This window comes from Paraburkholderia sp. RL17-383-BIF-A, assembly GCF_046028015.1.
Taxonomy (GTDB): Bacteria; Pseudomonadota; Gammaproteobacteria; order Burkholderiales; family Burkholderiaceae; genus Paraburkholderia.
The window spans coordinates 1-12,133 of the sequence record NZ_JARESR010000031.1 but is presented as its reverse complement, the minus strand read 5'-3'; the positions used below and the strand labels follow the sequence as shown (position 1 = coordinate 12,133).

Sequence of the window (12,133 nt, the reverse complement as noted above, 5' to 3'; positions counted from 1 at the left end):
TCCCATGTCGACCGTTCAAGCAGCGAATCAGACCAGCAAGGTCAAACTCGCCGTGTTCTGGCTGTATGTGACCCTTCCGCTCGCATGGGGCGTGGTCAATACGCTCTCGCAGGCGATGAAACTGTTCCAGTAACGGCCTGTCGTTCATCACCCCGCGCGTTCAGACGGCGGGGTGCGCGCCGCGAGCCAGGCTCGCGGCCCGTCTACCGGCGCATTTCGAACGCGCCGATCTCCCGCCTTCGCTCTACCACTGATATGCCGCGCCGGCCGTGACCGCGGTCGTGGCGGAACTGATGCCCGCGCCGAGCTTCACCTTCAGACTCTGCGTGACGCGCGCCGACAGCCCCACGGCCACCGCCTGATACCCCTTGTAACCGGCCGTGCCGACTCCGATTGCGAGGTTCTTGCTGGAGTCGACTTCAGGAATCGAGGTCAACGCCAGCGCCGAGGCTGTGCCCGAGTAGGCACTGCGCGCCATGTCGCTCAAGCCGCCCTGGAACTGCTGCATATTCACCGCATCCGTGGGTGCCTGGCCAGGTGCGACGTTGGTGATGCGCCGCTCACTGCCGGACGAGCCCACGGAAACCGTGTTCGTCACGTCGGCCACCGAACCCTCGCCGATCGCCACCGAGTTCGGCGCCGACGCTTTGGCGCCGCCGCCAATCGCCACGGACCCGTTGCCGATCGCCTGCGCCGCGCTGCCGGCGCTGTTCACGGAGACATAGGGAGTGCCGGTAGTCTGATTGTTCCGCACGGACTGGACCAACTGGTTCAGCGTGCTCACATCCTGGTTGGTATTCCAGAGCTGCGCACCGGTCACGGCGTCAGTGCTGGTGGCCGATAGATTGGCGTCCTTCAAATTGGTCAGCTGTACCTTCGGCGCATTGGCCGCCGTGCCGCCGAGCGTGATCCTGTCGTGCGCCGAACCGTCGTACTGCACCGCATTCGCGACCGCCCCGTTGAGGTTGCCGATGGTGGTTTGCAAACCGGCGATATCGCTGCTGTTTTGGGTGACGCGGCCATCCAGGTTGGTAATCGCGCTGCCGACGTTGTTCACTACCTTGCCGCCCACGCTATACGAAGGCGCCGTTACCGAACCGTCCGCGTTGACCGACGCTCCACCGCCCAGTGCCACCGCCGTGCTCGCCGCCTGCGCATACAGTTGCGCGCCATTCACCGCGTCGCTGCTCGTCGAACTGACCGATCCTCGCGCCACGCCTGTGACGACCCGATTGCCCGCCGTGCCGGCCATGTTGACCAGATTGCCGTTCGTCGTCGCGCCCACCTTGATATCGCGCGACACCGGATCCTGCGTGACCATGCCGATGCCGCCGTTTTCCATGTTCTGCTGCAACGTGCTGAGGCCATTGTCGAGCGAGCCGAGCGCGTCGCCGACCGTGGTTTGCGTGCCGCCTTGCATGTGATAGCTGGGGCCGGTCAGCGAACCGTCGGCGTTGATCTGCGCGCCGCCGCCCAATGCGGCCACCATCGGCTTGAACTGGCCGAGATTGACCGCGGATGCGTCCGTGGTGCCCGCCGCGATCCCGGTCAGCTCGCGCGCGCCGCCGGTGCCGGTGAAATCGACGCGCGCGCCGTCCGTATCTTTCGCCACGGTGAGATTGCGCGACGCCTGATCCTGCTGAACGAGCCCGATCTCGCCGTTCGTGATCTGGTTCGTGATGTTGGTCACGTCGCCTTCGATCGTGGTGGTGCGCTGGTCGAGATGGCTGATGTTCGTCGTGTTCGCGGTGACGCGCTGGTCGAGGCTGCTGATGTTCGTCGTGTTATCCGTCACCCGCTGGTCGAGGTTCGTGATGCTGACGCTGTTCTGCGCGACGGCCTGATTGGTGGCGAACAGTTGCGCGCCGTTGACGGCGTCCGAACTGCCGGCATCGAGATTAGCGGCGCGCACGTTGGTGAGCCGAACCGGCGCGACGCCCTTGCCCAACGTGATGATGTCGTGTGCCGCCGAATCGTACTGAACGGAATCGGCGCCTGCCTGGACACTGGTCGTGACGGCGGCCGCGAGCGCGGCCCCCACGTCGCTGTAGGTGCTTCCGCCGATGCTGTAAGCCGGCCTCTTGAGCGAGCCGTCCGGATTGACGGTCGATCCGCCGCCCAGCGCGGCCGCCGTGCTAGCGGTGTTCGCATAAAGTTGCGCGCCATTGACCGTGTCGCTGCTGGCCGCGCCAACCGCACCAGCCGCCACGCCGGTGATCACGCGATTTCCCGCCGAACCCGCCACGCTGACCCGCGTGCCGGTCGTGGACGCGCCGATCAGAATGTCGTGGGATGCGGCATTCTGCGTGACGAGGCCGACCGTGCCGCCGCTGATCTGCGACTGCAGCGACGACAGCCCCGTGTCGAGCGAACTCAGCGCGCTGCCGACCGTGGTCTGCGTGCCCGCTTGCACGTGATACGTGGGACCGGCCACCGAACCGTTCGCGTTCACCGTTGCGCCGCCGCCAAGCGACGCCACGACCGGACTGAGCTGCGCCAGATTCACCGCTGAGCCCGCGGTCGTACCCGCCGCCACGCCAACCATCTCGCGCGCCCCCGTCAATCCGGTGAAGTCGACGTGCTTGCCGTCCGTGCTCTTCGCCACGGACAGGTCGCGCGAGACAGCGTCTTGCTGAAGCAGCCCCGCCTTGCCGTTACTAATGTTCGTGATGTTGCTGGAGATGTTGGTGATGTCAGTCGTGTTTTGCGCGACCGCCTGATTGGTGCCATAGAGTTGCGCGCCGGTCACGGCGTCCGAACTGGCGGCGCTCAAGGTGCCGGCCGCGACGTTGGTGAGCTTGACCGGCGTGACTTTGTTGCCGAGCGTCGCAACGTCATGCGCCGGGGTGTCGTAGCGCAGCGCGTCGGCACCGCCGGCGGCGCTATTTGTCACCACCGCCGCGAGGGCCGCGCCCACGTCGTGGTAGGTCGTCCCGCCGACGGTGTACGCAGGCGCGACCACCGCGCCGTTCGGATCGACTTGCGCGCCGCCGAGCGCTTCGGCCACGCCTGAGAGCTGACCGACGTTGGCCGCGTCGGTGGGCCGCGTACCGGCCGCGACATAGGTGATCTGACGGCCTTGCGTAATGCTGCCCACCGAGACGACATTGGCGCGGTCGGCAATCGAATCGGCGCCGAGCGCGACCGAGCCCTTGGCGCTCGCCGACGCGTTCGAGCCGATCACGATCGAACTCGTCGAGGACGGGTTGATGAAGGCGTTGTAGCCAATGGCCACGGACCCGCTCGACACGGCGCTCGCGAAGGAGCCGAGCGCTATCGTATTCATGGCGCCTGCGCGGGAGTTGTAACCGACCGCCACCGAGTTATTGGAAAGAGCGCCCACGATGGCCGACGCACCGACAGCGGTCGAATTCACCGAAGCGACGCCCGCCGCCGAGCCGACCGCGGTCGAAGCGTCGGAACCGGCAATCGAGGCCGAACCGACGGCCAATGCGTTGAAGCCCGTTGCAGCGGCCGTTGGGCCGATCGCCATGGCGTTCAGGTCGGTCGACGCACTGGTGCGCGCGCCCAGAACGACGTTCGGACTCACGGCGATATAGTCGGTCACCGGTGTAGGCACGCTCGCCCCGAGCAAGCCGGTCCGGTTCGAACTGGCAAGGGATGCCGCCGACGATGGCGCCGACGCCGTGTCGAGTGCCGGATTGCCGGTGAACACGCTCGCATTCGTGATTGCCGCCACCATGTCCGCGGGCTTCGCCGCGTCGTCTTTGTCCGGCACGGCGACACCGGCCGCCAGCGCCTGCGCGACGCTCAGACAGTTCTGTTCCGATGACTCGCATTCCCCGGCCGCTGCGGGTTGCGAAAACGCCAACGCACTCAGCAGCCCCGCACTCGCGGCCACCAGCGACCCGCGTACCGACACCCCTTTTGCACCACGGCTTTTCGTCACCTCTGACGCGGCTGCGTATGTGCGGGTCGTTGCATTCCAGACGGTCTTATAAGATTTATTCAACATACCTCCCACTCTTCTTATTGAAGAATCAAACAATAGTTTTTTCTTATGTGATCCTAACTATTTAGCCAGAACCAATAGAAACTTAAGATGGCATCGCGCTTCGCCTCGTCGCAAAGCCACGGGACACAAATATACCTTGCAAAGCTATTTTTTAGCTTATATTAGAAAAACGACATAGCCGATTTAAGACGCAAAATGCCAAATGTCTTAAATAGTGCAGACTGTTTTTAGTCTTTTCTAAGACGCAATTCCAAACTGTCTGAAAACAGTGCTCTGGATAAATGCGAATCGCGGCTAGCCGGCTTTCACGCGGGCGAACATCGACCGAATCAGTCTACGCTCGGTGACTGAACGAAAGTCATACAAGAGAACCACATTGGAAGATGCAAGAACTGATACAGCGGAGCACGCCGTATCCAGATAGACCTGTCAGCCGCCCGTCGCCTGCAAGCGCATCGGAAAGGTGATATCGAAGATCGTCCCCTTGCCTTCATGCGAGTCGAAACGAATCTCGCCCTCCAGCACCCGGCACAGTTCCTTGACGATCGCGAGACCCAGACCGGCGCCGGGAATGTCGTCGGCGGCGGCGCGCTCGAATTCCTTGAACACGCGCTCCCGGTCCGATGCCTCGATGCCCACGCCCGTGTCCGACACGCGCAGGCGCCAGCGGTCGTCCTGCGCGGCCGTCATGCTGAATTCGATCAGGCCCGCCTTGGTATATTTGGTCGCGTTGGTCAGCAGGTTCAGCGCAACCTGCTTGAGTTTGAGGCGGTTGGACACGACCACCTGCAGGGCGCCGTCGAAGGCCGTCTGAAGCCGCAGCCCTTTCGCTTCGATCGCGGGTTCGCACGAGATCACCAGTTCGTCGAACAACTCGCGCAGCGCGAAGCTCTCCACCACGAGCGGACTGTTATCGCCGAGCACGACTGAATATTCGACCAGTTCGTCTACCAGCGTTTTCATGTCGGCGGCCTGACGGTTCGCGAGCGCGAGCGCGGTGTCGACGCGGGACGGCGCGCGGCTGATCAGTTGCAGCGCCATCGAAAACACGTTGAGAAAGTTGCGCAGATCGTGCACGACGCTGCGCGTGATCTGCATGCGTGACTCGTACAGATCGCCGACCAGCCGCTGCTTGAGCGTCAACTCATGATTGGCGCGCTCGAGGCGCCCGGTGTAGTCGTCGATTTTCCGGTCACGCTCGCTGACGACCTCGCGAATCGAGGTCAGCGTGACGAAGCTGACGGCTTCGTCGACGAAATACCGCGCCCGCTCCTCGTGACGCCGCGTGAAATACGGCCGGGACTCGCTGAATTCGACGATCGCACCGGTCAGCATCTGCCGGAACAGATCGAGCTCGCGCACCAGTTCGTCGATCCGGTAGCCCTGCTTCCAGCGCAATTTGCCGTGCAGGCGCGCGTCGCGCTCGATCGCGCCTTCAGCGTGGTCGAGATCCTGGCGCTCCAGCACGCTGCAGATTTCCTCGAGGATGTTCGGGATGTGATCGGCCAGTTGCTCGTAGGTCAGCCGGTCGGATTCGGTCAATTCGGCGTCGTGAAAGACGGCCTTCATCCAACGTTCGGTCAGATCGACCTGTTGCAGACGCAACTGTGCGGCAAGAGCGGTCAGCGGCAGTACGTGCGAGTCCGTCATGTGGGAGACCTGGCGCCGCGTGGCGGCGAAAATAGGTGTTCCGCGCCACCGCCAGGAGAACTTCCTCGGCATATCCAACGCGACCGCAGGGACTGCGCAACCGCGCTAAGGAGGCACAGGGGGAGCGCTTCGCAAGCCGCCCGGACGCCTCCAGTATGCGCGATTTACGGAACAAAAATTAACCAGGGTTAGGACGCGTCTGCACTAGTGTCCCGATGCAAGTCGCCATGCGGGACACCGCGCCGCAGTGTCAGATCTTTTCGAACAGCACGTCCTGCGCGCCTTCCCACAACACCTTGGTGCCGAGCTCGCGCAGTTTTTCCTTGCCTTCGACAATGGTCAGGAAGTGATTGCCCGCGAGCTGGCCCATCTTGCTCGCGAAGCAGCACGAACCGTACGCGAGAATGATCTCGGTCTCGCTGTAGCCGCCGGGGTAGAACAGAATGTCGCCGACCGACGGATGGCTCGTGTGATTCTCGAAGCCGACCGCCACGCCGTCGTTTTCGAGCTTGAAGTCGCCGAGCGGCACCCAGCAGCCTTCGCCACTCCAGCGCACGTGGATGATCTTCTGGCGGTACGGCAGAAGCTTCAGGAAGGCGGCCACGGTATGCGGCGCGTCCGGATGGGTTTCAGCGGTAAAGACATGGCCGCAGGAGGTGATTCGGAGTCGGGTCATCGCCAGTTGTACAGTGTGACGGGTTGAATGGAATGGTCGGTCAGACGCGAGGCACAGGCCAGGCCGCAGGCGCACCATTCTGTCGTCCGGTGCAAGGCTTCGACAGATACAGTTGACATTTTGCCGGTCAGGCCAGTTGGACCAGTGCGACGAGCTTGTTCAATTCGTGGCCGCCGCGCCTTGACGGCATAGCCGTGCCAGGTCGAACCGCAAGTCCGCCACGAAAGTTCGTAGTTTGCAAGCCGCGCAATGCGCAGCACACTGCGCAAGGTGCGTGATTCCCCCAAGGCGGCCCGTCGCATTGTCCCTCGCAGCGATCCAAGTCGGTTCGACTTCGGTGACAGTACGACAGACAGTACGACAGCGCGTCTGGCGGCGAAAGCGGCGAGGCTTAGCGAACCCTCGTCCGGCTAGCTTGAACCCTCTGCCGCCGTCTCGCCACTGCCTGCTGACCAGCCGGCCACTTCCGGTCGCGCAATCCGTACTTCAGTCACGCAGCCGGTAAGCGAGCGGCGTCACGCCGTAGTCACGCTTGAACTGCACGGAGAAATGACTGGCATTCTCGAAACCAACCGCAATCGCAATCTGCAGCACGGTGTGATCGGTCGCACGCAACAGCCGCGCCGCCTCTTCGAGCCGCAGTCGCGATACGAACTGATGCGGCGCCTCGCCAGTCTCGCGGCGAAACACGCGCGCAAAATGAAAGCTGCTTAATCCCGCCTGGGCAGCCAGTTCGCTGATCGACAGATCCCCGGCCAGATTGGCGCGGATGTAGTCGGTTACACGGCGAATCCGGCGCGGCACGAGGCGTTCCGGGTGCGCCGGCAATCCGGTTTGCGATCCAGACAACGTTGAGCGGCCGCGTGAATAATGCTGCAACAGGTGCGCGGCAAGCGCGTGGACCAGCGCATCGACATACAGACGCGAGTCGGCCGGATCCGCCGCGGCGCGATGCAATGCGGCAAGCATCGCGGCAACCAGCGGATCACGAAACTGCATCGCGTCGCCGAGCGACAGCTCGCGGGAGCCGCCAAGCTCCATCTGATCGGCGACGCTGTCGATCAGGCTGCGCTCGATGTGCAAATGGACGGTCGACAGCGGCTCATCGCTGATCGAGCGCCAGCGCCACGAGATCGGCGCGGGCGGCACGAACCAGACGTCGCCCACCCGCAGATCGGCGCTCTCCCAGCGCCCGTTCAGGTTGCGCTCGAGGTGCTCGGCGCCGCTCGCGAGTGTCATCAGCGTGAGGTCTTGCAAGCCGGGCGCTTCCAGCAGTTCCTGCTCGGCCGGTTCGAGATACGAGCGCAGCACGACGTGGCGCCACGGGCGATTCACGCTCGAGACCAGTTTCTCGCCCGCCATGTAGCGATCGTAGGCAAGCGTCGTAGTCAGCTTTGGAATTCGTGCCATCACGTCCATTCCCAGGGAGGTGCATATGAAGAGTGAACCCTGCCATACCCGTGTTGCCAGTCCGCCATCAGAGCAAGAACTCAAAAATGATAGCAAGGAACCGGCTACCGTAATTTTTGGAAATAGCTAATCATTCAGGTTGTCGTCTTTCACGCGTTTCGAACGCCGGAGCTACCGTTTAATGGAACACGAATGCGATACGCTGCCGCACTGGCTGACCGGCTCGCCGCAAGGTGAAGCCGGGCACGCGCCGGCAGCTTACAACTCGGCGGTTGCCGCACAACCGGCCTACCCGGCCGGCACGCGGCAATCCGAGAAATCAGCCCACGCGGCTGAAGCATCCAGGGCACCTAACCGCACCGCAACAGGCATCGCGCCCACAGGCTTTCTCACGCTCTTCACCGAGGAGGAAATCGGCACGCCCTCACCCGCCGCCCGCCGCGCCGCGCCGGTCATCAGTCCGCTGGTGCGCTTTGGCAGCGCGCAGGACCGCATCGAGTTCGTGCGGCAGCGCATCAGGCAACTCGGCTTCGACTCGTTCAGCTATTCGGCCACGCGCACGTCGGCGCATCACAAGACGATGTTCGTGCTGACCAGCTACGAGTCGCAGAGTTGGCTCACGCGCTACTTCCGCGAGCGTTATTTCGAACTCGACCCGCGCGTCGCGCTCGCCTCGCCGACCGGCCTGCCGTTTCTCTGGAATACGGCGGACATGCGCGCCGATCTGCCGCGTGCGCAAATGCGCAGCGAACGGCTCGGCGGCCTGATCGACCTGCTGGAGGCTAGCGGGCGCAAAAGCGGGATTCTCACGCAGATGCCGCTGCCCGAGCCGGAGCTGAGCGCGAGCTTGTGCTTCAACTCGGAGATCGGCAATCCGCGCTGGATGACCGAATCGATCGTGGCCGAAACGTTGATGTTCGCGCACACGATCCACGAATTCATCTGGACGCACGCGAAAAGTGTGATCGGCATCGCGCCCGCGCAGCAGCAGCGCGTCACGCTGAGCGAATTGCAGCATGCGGTGCTGCGGGCGGTCGTGCAGGGTCAGCGGGACAAGGAGATCGCCTATTTCCTCGGGCTGTCGCCGCATAACGTCGATTACCACCTGCGCCGTCTGCGGCAGTTGTTCAACGTGCGCAACCGCGTGCAGTTGATCAATGTCGCGCAGGGTTATGTGACGTAGAAGGCAGGCAGGAAAAGCGCGCCGTGGCCGGCATGCCCGCAGGGGTGCCGGCTCGCGTGCGCCCTGCTAGCTCTTGAGCCGATATCCCGTCTTGAAGATCCACGCAACGATCAGCAGAAACACCGCCAGAAACAACGCGGTCATGGCGAGACTCACTTCGACATTCACGTCGGCGAGACCATAGAAGCTCCAGCGGAATCCGCTCACCAGATAGACGATCGGATTGAACAGCGTCACGACCTTCCAGAACGGCGGCAGCATATTGACCGCGTAGAAGCTCCCGCCGAGAAAAGTGAGCGGCGTGATGATCAGGAGCGGCACGAGTTGCAGCTTCTCGAAGCTATCCGCCCAGATGCCGATGATAAAACCGAGCAGGCTGAACGTGACCGCCGTAAGCACGAGAAACAGGATCATCCAGAACGGATGCTGCACCTGTAGCGGCACGAACAATCCCGCGGTAGCGAGAATGATCAGCCCGAGCAGAATCGATTTGGTGGCCGCGGCACCCACGTAGCTCACCACGATTTCCAGATACGACACCGGCGCCGACAACAATTCGTAGATCGTGCCGGTAAAGCGCGGAAAGTAAATTCCGAACGACGCATTCGAAATGCTTTGCGACAGCAGCGACAGCATGATCAAACCCGGCACGATGAACGCGCCGTAACTGATCCCGTCCACTTCCTTGATGCGCGAGCCGATCGCCGCGCCGAATACGACAAAGTAAAGCGAAGTCGAAATCACCGGCGCGATGATGCTCTGCATCAGCGTGCGCCAGGTGCGCGCCATCTCGAACTTGTAGATCGCGCGAATGGCGTAGAGATTCATTGGTCACCTCGGAGCAGACTGACGAAAATGTCTTCGAGCGAACTTTGCGTGGTGTGCAGGTCCTTGAAACGAATGCCGGCGTCGTCGAGCGCCTTGAGCAGCGCGATGATGTCGGTGCGCCCGCCCTCGCCCTCATATGTGTAGATCAGCTCGTTGCCGCCCTTCGCGACGTCGAGCCCATAGCCGGCGAGCGAGTCCGGCACTTGCGCGAGCGGGCTCTCCAGTTGCAGCGTCAACTGCTTTTTGCCGAGCTTGCGCATCAACTCCGTTTTCTCTTCGACCAGCATGATTTCGCCGCCGCTGATCACGCCGATGCGGTCGGCCATTTCCTCGGCCTCGTCGATATAGTGGGTGGTCAGAATGATCGTCACGCCGCTCGCCGCGAGCGAGCGCACCAGCTTCCACATGTCGCGGCGCAACTCCACGTCCACGCCGGCAGTCGGTTCGTCGAGGAACAGCACGCGCGGCTCGTGCGAAAGCGCCTTGGCGATCAGCACCCGGCGTTTCATGCCGCCCGAGAGCGTGATGATCTTGCTATCGCGCTTTTCCCACAACGACAGGTCGCGCAACACCTTTTCGATGTACGCCGGGTTTTTCGGCTTGCCGAACAGTCCACGGCTGAACGAGACGGTCGCCCAGACGGTTTCGAAGGAGTCGGTGGTCAGCTCCTGCGGCACGAGGCCGATCAGCGAGCGCGCACCGCGATAGTCGGTCGCGATATCGCGGCCGTCCACCGTCACGCTGCCAACGCTCGCGTTGACGATCCCGCAGATGATGCTGATCAGGGTTGTTTTGCCGGCACCGTTCGGGCCGAGCAAAGCGAAGATTTCCCCACGGTTGATCGCGAGATTGATGTTTTTAAGCGCATGAAAACCGGTCGCATAGGTTTTCGACAGGTTCGTGACCGAGACGATTGGCTGCATGGAATCGACGATGGCAGACACCGTTGTTTAATTAGAGGGAGCGGTGTTAAAGCGCCACCGCACCCGCAATGTAATGGAAAGTGCGAAAGCGTGCAGCGCACTGCAGCGCCGCACCGGAAATACGTAGGGTCGAAACGGGGAAAGATGCGCGTCTAGCGCTGTCCGCCGGGGAAGCGGCCGGTAATCACATGCTGAATTTCTTCGCACGACACCGGCTTCACCAGATGGTGGTCGAAGCCCGCCTCACGCGAACGTTGGCGGTCGGCCGCCTGCCCATAGCCCGTCACCGCGATCAACAGCGCATTGGCGGTGGACGCGCGCTTGCGCATCTCCTCGGCGAGCTGAAGCCCGTCCATGCCGGGCAAGCCGAGATCGAGCAGCACGATCTCGGGTTCGAACTGCGCCGCAAGCTCGAGCGCATGATTGGCCTCGTGCGCGACCCGCACGTCGTAGCCGTCCGCCTCGAACAGCATCGACATCGCCGTGGCGGCGTCCACGCTGTCGTCCACCAGCAGCAGACGCAGCGCCGGCCGCTCGCTGGAGACAGGCGAGACGGTAGCCGCGACGATGCCGGCACCGTTGTCGCGCAGCGTGTTCTGCACGTCGTCCTGACCTGGCGGGACGAGAGGCGTTGCGCCTGGCGTTTCCATACGGCGTCCTTAATCGTTTTTGCGCGGACGGCGCGATGTGCCGGCCCGCGTTTTTACTGGTGGTTGTGGTGCTGCCGATCAGGCGCCTCGGACTCTAACACGCGTCATCTGCCTTCACAATCCTGCGATTGCCCTTCGCCGCCAACCTCCGCCGAAGGCGCAAGCATCGGCCGCTTTTACTGGACGCAGCGCCCTCCCCGTGCGATTCAAGGTAACTATTCCCATTGCTTTGGATACCTACCTTTTCATCATTCGCGGCATCGATCCGGGAACGGCCCATGCTCGAATTTCTGCATGCTGCCGTGTCGTTCGCGTTAATGCGAGCTTCCTCAAGCGAGGCACACCGCTTGCGGCAGTCCATGCATGTGAGCGACAAGCGCTTGCGTGACATCAAACTGACTTTATGGAGGTCAACATGAAACACGTTACCAAGATGGTTTTTGCTTCGGCGCTCGTAATGGCATTGTCTGGCGGAGCTTACGCACAGGCGGGCGGCGCCGGCGGTACGGGCGGTGGAGGCACCGGAGTAGGTGCCGGCGGCGGCACTACGGGTGGCGCGGGCGGGACCGCAACGCCCGGTGTCGGCAATGGATCGATGAAGAGCCCGAGCGATTCGGGCTACGGCACGCCTGGCGTGACGGGCACCGGCGGCGGCGTGGGCACGGGTACTGGCGCGTCACCGAATAGCCCGTCGATGAACCGTTCCAATAGCGGCATGAATAAAGGCGGCATGAACAAAGGCATGAACAACGGTATGAGCAACGGCACCCGGAGCGGTACCGGCAATGGCATGAACAATGGGGCGGGCGGCACGATGCAAAACGGCCAGTAATACGA

At 62.8% G+C, this 12,133-nt stretch carries 10 protein-coding genes; 3 read left to right on the top strand and 7 right to left on the bottom strand.

All coding sequences use genetic code 11. From position 1 onward, the window contains the following. Nucleotides 1-4: 4 nt before the first annotated feature. Complete coding sequence (locus P0D71_RS27945) at nucleotides 5-133, top strand: MFS transporter small subunit (RefSeq protein ID WP_007176512.1); 129 nt, start codon at nucleotides 5-7, stop codon at nucleotides 131-133. Nucleotides 134-244: 111 nt separating this feature from the next. Here P0D71_RS27945 and P0D71_RS27940 read toward each other — a convergent pair whose 3' ends face one another. The 4 genes from P0D71_RS27940 to P0D71_RS27925 all read right to left on the bottom strand — a co-directional run bounded on the left by P0D71_RS27940 (nucleotide 245) and on the right by P0D71_RS27925 (nucleotide 7,712). Further along, a complete protein-coding gene (locus tag P0D71_RS27940; protein ID WP_408483132.1) occupies nucleotides 245-3,976 on the bottom strand; it encodes a YadA-like family protein in 3,732 nt (1,243 codons plus the stop codon). Between the two features lie 429 nt (nucleotides 3,977-4,405). Next, nucleotides 4,406-5,626 carry a sensor histidine kinase gene (locus tag P0D71_RS27935; RefSeq protein ID WP_408186986.1) on the bottom strand — a complete coding sequence of 407 codons (1,221 nt, stop codon included), beginning with the start codon at nucleotides 5,624-5,626 and terminating at the stop codon, nucleotides 4,406-4,408. A gap of 250 nt (nucleotides 5,627-5,876) precedes the next feature. Next, complete coding sequence (locus P0D71_RS27930) at nucleotides 5,877-6,302, bottom strand: DUF3830 family protein (RefSeq protein ID WP_408299536.1); 426 nt, start codon at nucleotides 6,300-6,302, stop codon at nucleotides 5,877-5,879. A 486-nt stretch (nucleotides 6,303-6,788) separates the two neighbouring features. Continuing rightward, nucleotides 6,789-7,712 carry a helix-turn-helix domain-containing protein gene (locus tag P0D71_RS27925; protein WP_408483131.1) on the bottom strand — a complete coding sequence of 308 codons (924 nt, stop codon included), beginning with the start codon at nucleotides 7,710-7,712 and terminating at the stop codon, nucleotides 6,789-6,791. A 181-nt stretch (nucleotides 7,713-7,893) separates the two neighbouring features. Between P0D71_RS27925 and P0D71_RS27920 the strand changes: the two genes are divergently transcribed. Continuing rightward, entirely contained in the window at nucleotides 7,894-8,895 is a 1,002-nt protein-coding gene (locus P0D71_RS27920; RefSeq protein WP_408347869.1) for a helix-turn-helix transcriptional regulator, read from the top strand. Between the two features lie 66 nt (nucleotides 8,896-8,961). Here P0D71_RS27920 and P0D71_RS27915 read toward each other — a convergent pair whose 3' ends face one another. The 3 genes from P0D71_RS27915 to P0D71_RS27905 form a co-directional block, all read right to left on the bottom strand. Then, on the bottom strand, nucleotides 8,962-9,723 hold the full coding sequence (locus P0D71_RS27915; RefSeq protein ID WP_091802995.1) for an ABC transporter permease: 762 nt from the start codon (nucleotides 9,721-9,723) through the stop codon (nucleotides 8,962-8,964). Continuing rightward, nucleotides 9,720-10,646 (bottom strand): ABC transporter ATP-binding protein, encoded by a 927-nt coding sequence (locus P0D71_RS27910; protein ID WP_091802997.1) that lies wholly within the window; start codon nucleotides 10,644-10,646, stop codon nucleotides 9,720-9,722. Before P0D71_RS27910 ends, P0D71_RS27915 begins: the two co-directional genes overlap by 4 nt. Nucleotides 10,647-10,798: 152 nt before the next feature. Then, on the bottom strand, nucleotides 10,799-11,296 hold the full coding sequence (locus P0D71_RS27905; protein WP_408483130.1) for a response regulator: 498 nt from the start codon (nucleotides 11,294-11,296) through the stop codon (nucleotides 10,799-10,801). A gap of 415 nt (nucleotides 11,297-11,711) precedes the next feature. Here P0D71_RS27905 and P0D71_RS27900 point away from each other — a divergent pair, with 415 nt between their 5' ends. Beyond that, on the top strand, nucleotides 11,712-12,128 hold the full coding sequence (locus P0D71_RS27900) for a hypothetical protein (RefSeq protein WP_408483129.1): 417 nt from the start codon (nucleotides 11,712-11,714) through the stop codon (nucleotides 12,126-12,128). Nucleotides 12,129-12,133: the final 5 nt, after the last annotated feature.